A 14,115-nucleotide genomic window follows, 5' to 3' on the forward strand; every position below is an offset into this window, starting at 1 on the left:
CGGCCTCGACGGCGGCGGCGCCGAAAATAAGCGCCGGTGTGGCCAACGGCAGCACCAGCAGCGGCAGCAGCACGCCACCGCGCCGTGCCCCCAGGACCACGGATGCCGCCATGCCGCCCAGCAGGGAAAGGGTCAGGGACCCCGGCAGCAGGCCGGCAAGCAGCACCGGCAGCCGTGACGGCGACAGCCCCAGCATGATCGCGACGGGGCCGGCGGCAATCATCAGGGGCAGGCCGGTGGTCAGCCAGTGGGCGATCATCTTGGCCAGCGCCAGCAGTGACGGGGGCAGCCCGCTGAGCATCAACTGGTCCAGGGAACCGTCTTCCAGTTCCGCGCCGAACAGGCGGTCCAGAGGGAGCAGGGCGGCGAGCAGCGCGCAGACCCACACGATCCCTGGGGCCATGCGTTCGAGAAGTTGCGGTGACGGGCCGAGCGCCAGCGGAAACAGCGAGCCCGCGACGATGAAAAATAGAACAGCGCCCAGCGTGTCGGCGCCGTGGCGCAGGGCCAGCCGCAGGTCGCGCCCGATGACCGCACCCATCGCGGCGGTAAGGGAGGCGCTCATACGGACAAGCCTTCGGTGTCGTGGCCGCCCGATAAGGGGAACGCCGCCAGATCAGGCAGTACGAGCGACCGTGTGTCGTCCAGGGGCAGAGGGACGTGCGTCGTGGCGACGATGACTCCGCCGCGGGTCCTGTGGTCCGCCATGACGTGTCCAAAGCGTTCGATAGCGTGCGTATCGAGCCCCAGCGTCGGCTCGTCCAGCAGCCACAGCGGCCGTTGGCTGACGGCGACGCGGGCCAGCGCGGTTCTGCGTTTCTGGCCGGCCGACAGAAGCCGCGCGGGAAGATCGGCCAGAGGCTGGAGCGCGAAGGCGTCGATGGCCTCGTCGGGTGCGGTGTCGGCCAGAACGCACGCAAGATGAAGGTTTTCCCGTAACGTCAGTCCGGGCTTGAGAGCGTCCTGGTGCCCGAGATAGGCGACACGGGACGCGTGGGCCGCGCGATCGGCTGCAATGTCCGATCCCGCCCACAGGACATGACCGCCATCCGCCTGACGCAGACCGGCGAGGACACGCAAAAGGGTGGATTTTCCCGACCCGTTGGCGCCATGCAAAATCATGGCCTCACCGGGTGCCAGAGAAAGGCTGATGTCATCCAGGACCAGCCTTTCTCCGCGAAAAACGGACAGCTCGCAGGCCTGCAGCCGGGACGTCGGCGGAGTGTCATGATAGCCGGAAATGGTGCTCTCCCATCGGCGCGAACCGTGCTTTGCGAGCATTGTACTCCCGCGTTCGTGTCGGGGCCCGCTGCTTGTTTCGTCACACGGTGAGGGTATGTTCTCTCCCTGTTGGGAGATCAAGACGGCGTTCGCATAACCGACCCCATAAGCGGGGCGATGGCGTCGTCACAGTATAATCGGGTCGGAGGACAGTCCATGAAATCAGTAGGCCACGATTCCCTTGAGGTCGGCCGGACGATCGACGTCGACGGGAAGACCTATCATTACTTTTCCCTTCCGGAAGCCGCGCGGCAGATCGGCGATATTTCCCGCCTGCCGGTCAGCCTGAAGGTGCTGCTGGAGAACGTCCTGCGGTTCGAGGACGCGCGGTCCTACAGTGTGGAAGACGCACGCGCGATTGCGGGCTGGCTGGAAAAAGGCAGCAGCACCAAGGAAGTTCCGTTTAAGCCCGCGCGTATCCTGATGCAGGATTTCACGGGCGTTCCTGCGGTGGTCGACCTGGCCGCCATGCGCGACGGCATCCTCAAGCTCAACGGCGATCCGCAGAAGGTCAACCCGCTGGTGCCGGTCAATCTGGTCATCGATCACTCGGTCATGGTCGATGTGGCGGGTACGCCCGACGCCCTTCAGAAGAACGTGACGATCGAGTTCGAGCGTAATGGCGAGCGTTACGCGTTCCTGCGCTGGGGTCAGGAAGCGTTCGAGAATTTCTCCGTGGTGCCGCCGGGTGCGGGCATCTGCCATCAGGTCAATCTCGAATACATCGCGCAGGCCGTGTGGACGGCCACGGTGGACGGCAAGGAATATGCCTACCCCGACACGCTGTATGGCACCGACAGCCACACGACCATGGTCAATGGCATGGGCGTTCTGGGCTGGGGCGTGGGGGGTATCGAGGCCGAGGCCGCGATGCTCGGCCAGCCGATCGCCATGCTGATCCCCGACGTGATCGGCTTCCGCCTGACCGGCAAGCTGCCGGAAGGGGCGACGGCGACCGATCTGGTCCTGACGGTCACGCAGATGCTGCGTAAGAAGGGCGTCGTCGGCAAGTTCGTCGAGTTCTTCGGCCCGGCACTCGACCATCTGCCCGTGGCCGATCGCTCCACGATCGCGAACATGGCGCCCGAATATGGCGCGACCTGCGGCTTCTTCCCGGTCGATGCGCTGACCCTGCAGTACCTGCGCCAGACCGGTCGTGACGAGCACCGGATCAGGCTCGTGGAGCACTATCTCCGGGCTCAGGGCATGTTCCGCACGTCCGACACGGCTGAGCCCGTGTTCACCGACACGCTCGAACTCGACCTGTCCACGGTCGTGCCGTCGCTGGCCGGCCCCAAGCGCCCGCAGGATCGGGTAACATTGAAGGATGCGACGTCGGCGTTCGAGACGGAACTGACCGGCGGTCTCGGCGTGCCAGCCAGTGATGCCCACACGAAGGCGCCGGTCGCGGGCACGAACTACGAGATCGGCCATGGCGACGTGGTGATCGCGGCGATCACGTCGTGCACCAACACGTCCAACCCGGCGGTGCTGATTGCCGCGGGTCTGGTGGCGCGCAAGGCGCGTGCGCTGGGTCTGGCGCCAAAGCCGTGGGTGAAGACGTCGCTGGCACCGGGTTCGCAGGTGGTGACGGACTATCTCGACCGGTCGGGACTGACGACCGATCTGGACGCGATGGGGTTCAACACGGTCGGTTACGGCTGCACGACCTGCATCGGTAACTCCGGCCCGCTGGCGGACAACATCGTCGACGCGATCGAGAACAACAAGCTGGTCGCGGTCTCGGTCCTGTCGGGAAACCGTAATTTCGAAGGCCGCATTTCGCCCAACGTGCGGGCCAATTACCTCGCGAGTCCGCCGCTGGTGGTCGCCTATTCGCTGTTGGGCACGATGCGCGAGGACATCACGACCGTGCCGCTTGGCACCGCCAAGGACGGCAAGCCGGTCTATCTGAAGGATATCTGGCCGTCGAACAGGGAGATCGCCGATCTGATCGCCTCGTCCATCACGCGCGAGGAGTTCATCGAGCGGTATTCCAAGGTGTCGCTCGGCACGAAGGAATGGCAGGCGCTGAAGGTCGCGACCGGATCGGAAACCTACGCGTGGGACGCATCGTCGACCTACGTCCAGAACCCGCCCTACTTTCAGGACATCACGCCCGAGCCGGTGTCGAAGGGCGATATCGTCGGCGCACGCGTGCTGGCGCTTCTGGGCGATAACATCACGACCGACCACATCTCCCCGGCTGGTGCGATCAAGAAGACATCTCCGGCGGGCCTGTATCTGTCGCAACACGGTGTCGAGCCGAAGGATTTCAACTCCTACGGCTCGCGTCGCGGTAATGACCGGATCATGGTGCGCGGCACCTTCGCCAACATCCGCATCAAGAACGAGATGCTGCCCGGCACCGAAGGGGGGCTGTCCAGGCACTATCCCGACGGTGAGGAGGGGTCGATCTACGACGTGGCCATGCGCTACCGCGATGAGGGCACGCCGCTCGTCGTGTTCGGTGGCAAGGAATACGGCATGGGCTCGTCGCGCGACTGGGCGGCGAAGGGCACGCTTCTGTTGGGAATCCGTGCGGTGATCGCCGAAAGCTTCGAGCGCATTCATCGCTCCAACCTGGTGGGCATGGGCGTTCTGCCGCTGCTGTTCCAGGAAGGCACGACACGCAAGACGCTGGGCCTTACGGGTGACGAGACGATCGACATCCGGGGTCTGGACACGATCACGCCGCGCATGACGCTGGACATGGTCATCACGCGTGCCGATGGCTCCAGGCAGACGGTTCCGCTGCTGTGCCGGGTCGATACTCTGGACGAGGTCGAATATTACCGGCATGGTGGCATCCTGCAGTATGTTTTGCGCGGGATGACCAACGCTGCCTGAGCCTTTTCCGTTTTCGAACGAGACCGACGCCGGCCCGACGCAAGTCGGGCCGGCTCTTTTTTCTTCCGTCGTGGTCAACGCCGAGATGATCGCGAAGGCGTATGACGGGCTCGAGGTGCTCAAAGGCGTTTCGCTGGCGGTGGAACAGGGCGAGCTGATCTCGATCATCGGGCCGTCCGGCTGCGGCAAGTCGACCTTCCTGCGCTGCCTGAATTTTCTTGAAATACCGGATCGCGGCAGTGTCACGATCAAGGACGTCACGATCCGTCGTGATGGGGGCCGTTGGCGCCGTTCGGACGAGGCCCAGGCCCATCGTCTGCGCGCCCATGTCGGCATGGTGTTCCAGTCGTTCAACCTGTTTCCGCATCGCACCGTGCTCGACAACGTCATGCTCGCGCCGCGCAAGGTGAAGCATGTCCCCACCGCACAGGCCGAAGCCGAGGCACGCGATCTTCTGGAGAAAGTCGGACTGGCCGCGATGGCCGGGCGCTATCCTGCGACCCTGTCTGGCGGCCAGCAGCAGCGCGCGGCGATCGCACGTGCGTTGGCGATGCAGCCGGACGTCATGCTGTACGACGAGCCGACATCCGCCCTCGATCCCGAGGTGGCGGAGGAGGTTCTGGCCGTCATGCGCGCGCTCGACCATGATGGGATGACGCAGATCGTCGTGACGCATGACATGCGTTTCGCCCGGGCCGCGTCCGATCGGGTTCTGTACATGGAGGGCGGCACGATCGTGGAACAGGGCGATCCGGACCTTATGTTTGCCGACCCGCGTGATACGCGGACCCGGCGTTTCCTGCGCTCGATCCTATGATCATGCGGAGTGCGGTGCGTTGTCTCGTTCTGCTCGCCCTCGTTATGGGGGCGTTTCACGGTCCGGCCGCCCGCGCGGAGGGAGCGCCATTGCGATGGGCGTCCGACGCCCAGGCCAACGTGCCGTTCGTCTTCCACGATCCGGCACACCAGAATGAACTGACGGGTTTCGAATACGAAATCGCGCAGGCGCTTGGGCGTCGCCTCGGCCGCCCGATGACGTTCGTGCAGAACGACTGGGACGGCCTGATACCCGGCCTGCGCCGTGGTCTCTACACGATGGTGATCGACGGGATCGAGATGACGCCCGAGCATCGCGATGCGGTGCTGTTCACCCGCCCGTACTACGTGACGGCCGAGCGGATTACCCTGCGCAAGGATCAGGAGGGTCTGGAGACGCTGGCCGAACTGCGTGGCCATGCGGTCGGGACGTTGAAGGACACGCTGGCCGAGCGCATGCTGCGGCACGACCCGACGGTCCGGCTCAGTTCCTACGATGAAGAGACCGACGCGTTTACCGACCTGCGCAACGGCCGTCTGGACGCTGTTCTGCTCGATGGCCCGATCGCGCAGTATTATGGCACGCCACATCCCGATCTGAAGGTCGTGGGCGCGCCGATCGGCCGGATCGAATACGGGATCGCCTTTGCACAGGGACAGGAGGCCGCACGGGACGAGGTCGACCAAGCCCTCGCGGCGATGATCGCCGACGGTGAGTTGCACCGTATTCTGGCACGATGGGATCTGTGGACGTCTCAGATGGCGGACTACACCGGCGATCACGGCCGGATCGAACAGCCGCCCGTAGCCTGGACCCACTACGTCGACGCGATTCACCCGGCTCGCGGCTGGCGCGACTATGCCGACCGTTACATCAGCTTCCTTCCGCTGATCGCACATGGCGCGGTTCTGACGCTGGCGGTGTCGGCCTGTGCCATGGTTCTGGCGGTCGCTCTGGGCCTCTCGCTGGCGCTGGTGCGGCGCTATGGTCCTCCAGTCGTCGGCGGACTGGCGACGCTGTATATCGAAATCGTGCGCGGCACTCCGTTGCTGATCCAGGTGCTGTTCATTTTCTACGCCTTGCCGGGCGTGGGCATCGAGCTGTCGCCTTTTCTGGCAGGCGTTCTCTCGCTGGGCCTGAACTACGCCGCGTATGAGGCGGAGAATTATCGCGCCGGCCTGCAGTCGGTCCCGAAGGGCCAGCTTGAAGCGGCACTTGCCCTGAACATGACCCAACGCCAAGCCCTGGTGCATGTCGTGATCCCGCAGGCCTTTCGGGTCGTGGTGCCCGTCATGACGAACGACTTCATCTCGCTGTTGAAGGACTCGTCACTGGTCAGCGTCATCACGCTGACCGAACTGAGCCAGACCTATGTGAGGCTGTCGACGACCTACTACGATTATCTCGGCACGGGGCTGATGATCGGCGCGGCCTATCTAGTGCTCGGTCTGCCGTTCGTTCGGCTTGCGCGGCTCGCGGAGCGGAAACTAGGGTCCGGCACTCACTCCGCACATCGATAAGTGAGCGATTTCAGGGCCTCCCGCGCCGGTGTCGGTGCGAGTCCGGCATGACTCGCGCGGGCATTCATGCATAATATGATGGAAATGAGACGAGTCTCGTCAGCTCAGGACTGAATAACGATGGACTTACTGTCGGCGCTTCACAGCTTCGTTCGCGTGGCGGCGACCGGTTCCTTTTCCGCCGTCTCGCGCGAGACGGGCGCCAGCCAGCCGACGATCTCGCGGCACATTGCGCTGCTGGAACAGCATTACGGCACGACCCTGTTCGCGCGCACGACCCGCAGTCTGATGATGACCGAGGACGGGCGCAGCCTCCTGCCGCATGCCTATGAGGTTATCGAGATCCTGGAGACCGTGGAGACGGAACTGGGCCGTCGTCGGGCGTCCGTGTCCGGTCTGGTGCGCATCGGGGTCACGACCGCCTTCGGTCTGTATGTCGCCAGTCGGCTGGGCGAGTTGCTGGAGCGCCATCCCGACCTGTCGATCGAGCTTGTCGTGCGTGACGGCTTTGGCGATCTGGTGGAGGATGGCCTGGATCTGGCCGTGCGAATCGGCGAGATCGCGGAAGGGTCCTTGATCGTCCGGCGTTTGGGGTCGATCCAGCGCAAGGTGATCGCCAGCCGGGCTTATATCGCGCGGCGCGGCCGGCCGGAGCACCCCCGCGATCTGGTCACCCATCCCTGCATTGCCCATACCTACAGCGGGTTGCGCTTCGACCTTCTGTTGGAACGCGACGGCGAGCAGAGTGCCATCACAGCCAGCGGGCCGTTTCGCGCCAACAATACCGAGGCCGTACTAACCGCGGTGCGGGCCGGGGCAGGCATCGGCGTGCTTCCGTCCTTCCAGGTGCAGGATGGCCTCGATTCGGGCGAGTTCGTCGAGCTGTTCAATGACTGGTCGATGCCGCTGCTGCCGTTCTATGCCGTCCACACCGGCCCGCGTACGTTGCCGTTGCGTACGCGCGCAGTGCTCGATTTCCTCGTGGAGATTTCGTCGGTCCTGCGTCATCACGCCGACTGAGGTCGTTCGGGGGCCGAAGAGAGCGGCCCCCGAACGACCTCAGGGCGCCGACGGGTCGCGCGCGGCAGCAGCGGGAATGGCGTCGGCCTTGATCTTGCCGTCGTAGCCGTCTTTCAGGATTTTTACCCAGCCCGTCATCCACGTGTTCAGACGATTGACGAGGTCGGCGCTGGCGGGAACGCTTTTCAGCGCCTCCTTCAGATAGGCTTCGGGCGGGTTCGGCAGCGTGATCGTCCCGGGCCGGGCGGGGCTGAGCAGGATCGTCACGTTTTCCAGATTCACACCACCGTCGGCCGCCGCATCGGCGCGGTTCCACGTGCCCATCAGCATGAGGGGGGGCACCTGAAAGCCGAGCACATGCAGCCGTTCGAACGCCGCGTTGACGTCTGGATTCATCGTCATCGGCTTCTGGTCGAGCATCGCGTAGTTCGTCGTCCAGCACTCCATGCCGCGCGGACCGGCCGGTACCACCCGGGACATATAGTTGCGATCGTCGTGACAGCCGTTTTCGAGGTCCGACACCGTGCTGGGCGGCATCGACGACGTGCTGCCATGCGCCACCACGACGCCGGTGACAACGCCGCGATCCGTGCGCACCAGCACATTGGTCAAAAGTTCGCGGTGCGGCCCTGCCTGGGTCGACAGAACCGGGTGCCACGTGCCCGCCGGCAGGGGCAGGATACGCCCGGCGAACGGAATCGCTGCGTGCAGGTCGGCCGTGATCGGCGGGGTCGCCACCTGTTCGGTGTTGGCGGGATCAGACGCGGCCGACGAGTCGGCGGCAGGCGGTGGAACGGCGGCGCTGCCTCCACCGCCACTGGCGGCGCCGTTGTCCGATGGCGCCGGGGCCGCGGTTGGTGCCGTGTCGCGCCCGAGCCAGTGATTGACGCGCGATACGATCGGGTCGAGTACGGGAACGGCGCGCAGCAGGTAGGGCGCGGGGTAGATCAGCGCCAGAGCGGCAAAAAAGACGGTGAGATAGAGACACAGACGCCAAAGCGGCGCCCGGACCCACAAACGGGAAAAAGCTGACATATAGGGAGGCGGCCGATCCGGGGGTTACTGGGCGAGCCGTGCCCGCGCGGTGTCGGCTTCCGTCGACATTTCCGCACGAACGCCGCTCTCGCCCGAAATGATGCGCACCGTCTTGGCGCCGTTCTGGCGTGCAACAATCAGCGACTCGCTGATCATGTCCTCGATCGAGCGGACGAGATCACGCGCGCTTGCCGCGGCACCGATACGATTCTGACGCCGCATAACCTCGAACAGCAGGGAGGCATCGATACCACCGGTCTCGACTTTCAGGCCATAGCTGTCGATCATGGTCTCGATCTCGAGTGCCGCGACGCGCGCGAGGTCAAGCCCCTCGAGCGAGCGGAAGACGAAAATCCGGTCGAGGCGATTGAGTACTTCGGGTGCGAACCCGGCCTGACGCAGGGCTTCGACCGACTCGGCCCGCATCTTGTCAGGCTCGGCCGCGAGACGATCGGCGATCTCGGTCAGCTCTTCGGTGGCGATGTTCGACGTCAGCATGAAGATCGCTCGCACCGTGGAGACCTGCGCGCCAGTCGACGCTTCGGTGACATGACCGTCGTTCCACGCGGTGAGAAACTTCTTGAAGACGTCGGGATGGGCTTTTTCGATCTCGTCGAGCAGCACGACCGCGTCCGGCTTTTCCTTCAGGCCGCCGGTCAGCTTGCCATAGGTGTCGGAGCCAACATAGCCCTTCGGCGAACCGAACAGCTGCGTCGCCGCGTGCGGAGAACTCATCTGCGTCATGTCGAAGTGCAGAAGGGGCCGGTCAAGCTGACGCGCCAGTTGCTTCGCGAGGTAGGTCTTGCCGGTGCCCGGAGGGCCGGCGAGCAGGAAGATGCCGACGGGCTTGCCGCGGACATGCAGCGCCAGACGGCGGCGGAGCTGCGCGGCGATGTCCTCGCACACCTGGTCCTGGCCGATCACGCGGGCTCGCAGGCTTGCGGCCAGCTCCTCCGCGTCAATGGTGGTTTCGCGCTGCTCGCGCGCCATCATTTCCTCAAGCGCCGTTCTGTTGGTGAGTCGGGCGAGTACGTCCATTGTCCATCTCCGTCGGCGCCGGAGTCCCTTGCGCGCCAGTTTTTCCGCGCGGGTTTCAAAAAGTAGTCCCGCCAGCGTCGCGAGCGCGCCGGCTCCGGCAAGCGGCGTGTAGGCGGGGGAACACCATGTCATGAAATGCTTGAAGCTTGCCAATGAAAGGTGAAGTGCTTCGGCTGCCTGCAGGCTCGACAGCAGCAGGAAGATCACCATCATCACCGGCATCATGCGGTTGAGGGCCGGGAGCAGGGCTTTCATTGAGCGATCACGTCGAGCACGAGATACTCATCCTTGTGAATGGTCGGAAGCGCCGTCGGGCCAAGCGATGTAATGGCGCCGGGTGAGATCCCGGACAGCCCCGGATCGGACACCGGCAGTATGTCGACCTCGCCGCTGATGCGGATCGGCAGCACGACCGTCGTGGGCTTGGTCGATGACAGCGCAACCTGTTGTGAAATGCCACCCGAGCGCACCGAGACGATGCCGCCGGTCCCCGCGTTATCGTAGATCGGCATCTCGACCAGCCGGTAGTCGCGGCGGGCGATTCCGGCCAGGATTTCCGCTTTCTGATCGGGTGGAAGCGCGGTCCGCGCCAAGGCCTGCGCCGCGCGATCAGGCTGGATAAGGTTGAACTGGCCCGCCGCCTGAAGCGCGTGGCCGGGGAGGGCCGGTGTCGCGGGCGCCTGTTGTGCCGCCGGTTGCGGCGCGGGCACGGCATCGTGGTGGGCGCTCAGCCCGCGCGTCAGTCCGGCGACCGCGATGACGCCGATCATGCCGTAAAACATGGCCCGACGAACAGGGGGGGCACCCTGAGGGTCAGGCCGACGATCAGGCTCGGGCGTCTCCAGCATGGTGGTCATCTGACCGCCGCTCGCGGAGTGTTGCAAGCGAAGAAAACTGATATTTCTGTAAACATTGTTTTCCGGGCCGCATTGCTGCCTTGCGGCGAACCGGGCACGGTAACGGCGCTTGCAATCAGCTGGATGATCCCTTAGATACCAGCCATTCCTTCTTGATAGCGCGGATTGGAGGGTGGCCCCGGAGGCCGCCTTTTTTGTATTGAACGAAGATCTTCCTCATCTCACTGGTCTAGATGCCCGAATCGCCGCCATGATTGCGCCAACGTTGGCCGACATGGGGTTCGAGCTGGTGCGTGTCTCGGTGCTCGGCCGTGAAACGCCGACAATCCAGATCATGGCCGATCGCATCGACGGCAGTCTGATCGCGATCGAGGACTGCGAACAGATCAGCCACGCGGTCGGCGCTGTGTTGGACATCGATGATCCAATTCCCGGCGCCTGGTCGCTGGAAGTGTCGTCGGCGGGCATCGATCGGCCCTTGACGCGCGCCAAGGATTGGGTGCGCTTCGCCGGTCATCTCGCACGTGCGGAAGTGAACGTGCCAATCGATGGTCGGCGCCGGTTCGTCGGTATCGTGCTGGGCGCCGAAGACGGTTCGGCGCGGATGCGTCTGGACGATGGCAGCGAGGTCGCGCTGCCGCTGGACGATCTGCGCAAGGCGCGTCTGGTGCTGACCGACGCGCTGATCGAGGCGACGGCGGCCCCCGGTGCCGAGGGCGAGGGGAGCGACGAGGCGGAGGTAGCGCCCCGGCGTCGCGCACCAAAGTTGAACCCGGCGCGCCCTAGGGGGCCGGGTCGCAAGACCCACTGATCGAGATAGGTGACCGGGCCGTCTGGCCCGTTGGAGAACACCGGGCCTGGCGGCCCGCCGGAGAACCAAGACATGGACACGTCTGTATCCCGCCCTGAACTGCTTCTCGTCGCCGACGCCGTCGCGCGTGAGAAGACGATCGATCGCGAGGAAGTGCTCGACGCGATGGAGCAGGCGATCCAGAAGGCTGGTCGCGCAAAGTACGGTCATGACAAGGATATCCGCGCGACGATCGACCGTCGCAGCGGCGAGGTTCGCCTGTCCCGCTGGACCGAAGCCGTCGAGGTCGTCGAGAACGAAGAGACGCAGATTCCGCTGCATATTGCGCGCAAGTATCGCCCCGAGATCCAGTTGGGCGAACATCTGGTCGATCCGCTGCCGCCGATCGATTTCGGCCGTATCGCGGCCCAGACCGCGAAGCAGGTGATCGTCCAGCGCGTGCGCGAGTATGAGCGCAAGCGCCAGTATGACGAATTCAAGGATCGTGTGGGCGAGATCGTCAACGGCACGGTCAAGCGGACGGAATACGGGAACCTCATGGTCGAGATCGGGAGCGCCGAGGCGCTTCTGCGTCGCGACGAACTGATCCCGCGCGAAAGCTTCCGCAATTCCGATCGCGTACGCGCCTACATTTATGACGTGCGTGACGAGCCGCGTGGCCCGCAGATTTTCCTCTCCCGCACGCATCCGGCATTTCTTGCCAAGCTGTTCGCGCAGGAGGTGCCGGAGATCTACGATGGCATCATCGAGATCAAGGCTGTGGCCCGTGATCCGGGGTCGCGCGCCAAGATGGCGGTGATTTCCAAGGACAGCTCCATCGATCCTGTCGGCGCGTGCGTGGGTATGCGCGGCTCACGCGTGCAGGCCGTCGTGCAGGAACTGCAGGGCGAGAAGATCGACATCATTCCCTGGAGCCCGCAGGCGGCCACGTTCGTGGTGAATGCCCTTGCCCCGGCCGAGGTCAGCAAGGTCGTGATGGACGAGGAAGCTGGCCGCGTCGAGGTGGTCGTGCCGGACGAGCAGCTTAGCCTGGCGATTGGCCGTCGAGGCCAGAACGTGCGCCTGGCCAGCCAGCTGACGCGCTGGGATATCGATATCCTGACCGAGGCCGAGGAATCGGAGCGTCGTCAGGAAGAGTTCCGCAAGCGCACCGGCCTGTTCGTCGAGGCTCTGGACGTCGATGACGTAATCGCGGGTCTGCTCGTGACCGAGGGTTTCAACTCGATCGAGGAACTCGCCTACGCCGACATGGATGAGCTGTCGACGATCGAGGGCTTTGACGAAACGGTCGCCGATGAGCTGGTGCGACGCGCCGAAGGCTATATCGCCCGTCGCGAGGAAGAGCTCGACGCGCGCCGAATCGAGCTCGGTGTGACCGACGACGTGGCCGCCTTGGGCTTCTTCACGACGCAGATGCTGGTGACGCTGGGCGAAAAGGGCGTCAAGATGCTCGACGATCTGGCGGACCTGGCCGGCGACGAGCTGTCCGAGCTGCTCGGCGGCGATGTGCTGGATGAAGAGACGGCCAACGAAATTATCATGGCTGCCCGCGCCCATTGGTTCGAAGACGATTCCGCCGAGTCGTCTGAAGGCAAGGAGGCTGACCACGTCTGAAGCGACCCATCAGACGCCACCGGAGCCCGAGGACGCGGTTGATAATGAGCGCGGCCCGGAGCGGCGGTGCATCGTCACGCGGGCTCAGGGGCGTCCGCAACGGATGATCCGGTTCGTCGTTGGGCCTGACCGGCAGATCGTTCCCGATCTCGCCGGGCGGTTGCCGGGGCGGGGAATGTGGTTGAGTGCGCGTCCGGATGTGCTAGAAACCGCCCGAAGACGTGGTGCGTTCGCGCGCGCCGCGCGGCAGCAGGTTGCGGTGCCCGACGATATCCTTCAGATCGTGCTCGATGGGCTGGCCCGTCGGCGGAACGAGGCGCTTGGGCTTCTTCGGCGAAGCGGGCAGGTCGTCGCTGGGTTCGTCAAGGCACGGGAGTGGGTGGTAAACGGCCGGGCAGCCCTGGTGGTTCAGGCCGCTGACGGCAGTCCCGACGAGCGGGGGCGGCTTCTATCGGGCGCACGTCAGCTTCCGGTAGTGGAGATTTCCGGGGCGGCAGAGCTTGGCGCGCTTTTCGGGCGTGACCATGTGGTGCATGCGGCAGTGGCTCACGGCGCGTTGGCGCAACGGCTGCTGAATGATAACGAGCGTTTTTTGGAGCTGTCCGGCAGGGCGGTTCCGGTCCGGCAGCCTAATGCGCCGGATGAGGGTGAACAGGCAGGTACATGAGCGAAGGCAACGATCAGGATCAGGGTAAGGGACGGTTGTCCCTGCGGCCGCAAAGCCGCATGGAGCTGGGACGTACGGTCGATGCCGGCTCCGTCCGGCAGAGCTTCAGCCATGGTCGCTCCAAGGTTGTGCAGGTTGAGGTCCGGAAGACGCGCGAAGTCAAGCCGCGTCAGCCCGGTCCCGGCGGCGCGGCCGGGGGTCGTGGTGCGGCTGGCGGCCGTCCGCCAGCAGGCACGCGCGGACTGACTCCCGCCGAGCAGGCGCGTCGCCTGCTGGTGGTCGAGCAGCAGAAGATTGCAGCGGCTGCGGCGGCGAAGGAAGAAGCCGCAAGACGGGAGCAGGAGAAAATCCTGATCCTTTCGGCCGCCGAAGAGGCGCGTCGCCGCGAGGAAGACGCGCGCCGTGCTGCCGATGAAGAGCAGCGCGAGGCCGAGGAGGCTGCGGCGCGTGCCAAGGAGGCTGAAAAGGCAGCACGCGGTGCGGCTCGCGCCGAAGAGATCGCCGCGACGCCGTCGGCGGAAGTCTCGTCCGAGTTCGTTGCGGGCAAGGTAACGCTGGCGGCGCCGATCGAGCGTCTGCCGCGTCTGGCAGATCGCGCGATCATG

At 65.0% G+C, this 14,115-nt stretch carries 13 protein-coding genes; 8 read left to right on the forward strand and 5 right to left on the reverse strand.

The annotated features are described in order from the left end of the window. A partial coding sequence (gene ccmB / locus HUK82_RS09675) for a heme exporter protein CcmB (protein ID WP_176613766.1) occupies nucleotides 1-565 on the reverse strand: 565 nt, incomplete at its 3' end. Beyond that, nucleotides 562-1,281: a heme ABC exporter ATP-binding protein CcmA gene (gene ccmA, locus HUK82_RS09680; protein ID WP_176613767.1), complete on the reverse strand. Its 720-nt coding sequence runs from the start codon at nucleotides 1,279-1,281 to the stop codon at nucleotides 562-564. The genes ccmB and ccmA, both read right to left, overlap by 4 nt. A gap of 156 nt (nucleotides 1,282-1,437) precedes the next feature. Here ccmA and acnA point away from each other — a divergent pair, with 156 nt between their 5' ends. The 4 genes from acnA (at nucleotide 1,438) to HUK82_RS09700 (ending at nucleotide 7,488) form a co-directional block, all read left to right on the forward strand. After that, entirely contained in the window at nucleotides 1,438-4,131 is a 2,694-nt protein-coding gene (acnA, locus tag HUK82_RS09685; RefSeq protein ID WP_176613768.1) for an aconitate hydratase AcnA, read from the forward strand. An 85-nt stretch (nucleotides 4,132-4,216) separates the two neighbouring features. Then, nucleotides 4,217-4,948 carry an amino acid ABC transporter ATP-binding protein gene (locus HUK82_RS09690; protein ID WP_176613769.1) on the forward strand — a complete coding sequence of 244 codons (732 nt, stop codon included), beginning with the start codon at nucleotides 4,217-4,219 and terminating at the stop codon, nucleotides 4,946-4,948. A gap of 2 nt (nucleotides 4,949-4,950) precedes the next feature. Next, nucleotides 4,951-6,468 carry an ABC transporter substrate-binding protein/permease gene (locus tag HUK82_RS09695; RefSeq protein ID WP_176613777.1) on the forward strand — a complete coding sequence of 506 codons (1,518 nt, stop codon included), beginning with the start codon at nucleotides 4,951-4,953 and terminating at the stop codon, nucleotides 6,466-6,468. Between the two features lie 120 nt (nucleotides 6,469-6,588). After that, a complete protein-coding gene (locus HUK82_RS09700; protein ID WP_176613770.1) occupies nucleotides 6,589-7,488 on the forward strand; it encodes a LysR family transcriptional regulator in 900 nt (299 codons plus the stop codon). Between the two features lie 39 nt (nucleotides 7,489-7,527). Here the strand turns inward: HUK82_RS09700 and HUK82_RS09705 are convergent, their stop codons facing one another. From HUK82_RS09705 to HUK82_RS09715, 3 genes are read right to left on the reverse strand one after another with little or no spacing between them, the layout of a single operon-like run. Continuing rightward, the gene (locus HUK82_RS09705) at nucleotides 7,528-8,523 is read right to left on the reverse strand and encodes a hypothetical protein (RefSeq protein WP_176613771.1); all 996 of its coding nucleotides are present in this window, start codon (nucleotides 8,521-8,523) and stop codon (nucleotides 7,528-7,530) included. Between the two features lie 24 nt (nucleotides 8,524-8,547). Further along, nucleotides 8,548-9,816, reverse strand: a complete 1,269-nt coding sequence (locus tag HUK82_RS09710) for an AAA family ATPase (RefSeq protein ID WP_176613772.1) — start codon at nucleotides 9,814-9,816, stop codon at nucleotides 8,548-8,550. Beyond that, entirely contained in the window at nucleotides 9,813-10,418 is a 606-nt protein-coding gene (locus HUK82_RS09715; RefSeq protein WP_246495031.1) for a hypothetical protein, read from the reverse strand. The genes HUK82_RS09710 and HUK82_RS09715 overlap by 4 nt, the downstream gene beginning before the upstream one ends. A 172-nt stretch (nucleotides 10,419-10,590) precedes the next feature. On the opposite strand from HUK82_RS09715, the gene rimP reads away from it, so the two are divergent. The 4 genes from rimP to HUK82_RS09735 form a co-directional block, all read left to right on the forward strand. After that, nucleotides 10,591-11,229, forward strand: a complete 639-nt coding sequence (gene rimP / locus HUK82_RS09720; RefSeq protein ID WP_176613773.1) for a ribosome maturation factor RimP — start codon at nucleotides 10,591-10,593, stop codon at nucleotides 11,227-11,229. Between the two features lie 72 nt (nucleotides 11,230-11,301). After that, nucleotides 11,302-12,843, forward strand: coding sequence for a transcription termination factor NusA (nusA, locus tag HUK82_RS09725; protein ID WP_176613774.1), 1,542 nt, complete (start codon nucleotides 11,302-11,304; stop codon nucleotides 12,841-12,843). Next, on the forward strand, nucleotides 12,830-13,510 hold the full coding sequence (locus HUK82_RS09730) for an RNA-binding protein (RefSeq protein WP_246495092.1): 681 nt from the start codon (nucleotides 12,830-12,832) through the stop codon (nucleotides 13,508-13,510). The genes nusA and HUK82_RS09730 overlap by 14 nt, the downstream gene beginning before the upstream one ends. Next, a partial coding sequence (locus HUK82_RS09735; protein ID WP_176613776.1) for a translation initiation factor IF-2 associated domain-containing protein occupies nucleotides 13,507-14,115 on the forward strand: 609 nt, incomplete at its 3' end. The genes HUK82_RS09730 and HUK82_RS09735, both read left to right, overlap by 4 nt.

The organism is Ameyamaea chiangmaiensis (genome assembly GCF_013376175.1).
Classification (GTDB): domain Bacteria; phylum Pseudomonadota; class Alphaproteobacteria; order Acetobacterales; family Acetobacteraceae; genus Ameyamaea; species Ameyamaea chiangmaiensis.

What these genes read in the sequence shown, in the direction of transcription:
- HUK82_RS09695 (WP_176613777.1), top strand. Translation starts at nt 4,951, where the DNA reads ATGCGGAGTGCGGTGCGTTGTCTCGTTCTGCTCGCCCTCGTTATGGGG.
- nusA (WP_176613774.1), top strand. Translation starts at nt 11,302, where the DNA reads ATGGACACGTCTGTATCCCGCCCTGAACTGCTTCTCGTCGCCGACGCC.
- HUK82_RS09690 (WP_176613769.1), top strand. Translation starts at nt 4,217, where the DNA reads ATGATCGCGAAGGCGTATGACGGGCTCGAGGTGCTCAAAGGCGTTTCG.
- HUK82_RS09705 (WP_176613771.1), bottom strand. Translation starts at nt 8,523, where the DNA reads ATGTCAGCTTTTTCCCGTTTGTGGGTCCGGGCGCCGCTTTGGCGTCTG.
- HUK82_RS09715 (WP_246495031.1), bottom strand. Translation starts at nt 10,418, where the DNA reads ATGACCACCATGCTGGAGACGCCCGAGCCTGATCGTCGGCCTGACCCT.
- acnA (WP_176613768.1), top strand. Translation starts at nt 1,438, where the DNA reads ATGAAATCAGTAGGCCACGATTCCCTTGAGGTCGGCCGGACGATCGAC.
- HUK82_RS09710 (WP_176613772.1), bottom strand. Translation starts at nt 9,816, where the DNA reads ATGAAAGCCCTGCTCCCGGCCCTCAACCGCATGATGCCGGTGATGATG.
- HUK82_RS09700 (WP_176613770.1), top strand. Translation starts at nt 6,589, where the DNA reads ATGGACTTACTGTCGGCGCTTCACAGCTTCGTTCGCGTGGCGGCGACC.
- ccmA (WP_176613767.1), bottom strand. Translation starts at nt 1,281, where the DNA reads ATGCTCGCAAAGCACGGTTCGCGCCGATGGGAGAGCACCATTTCCGGC.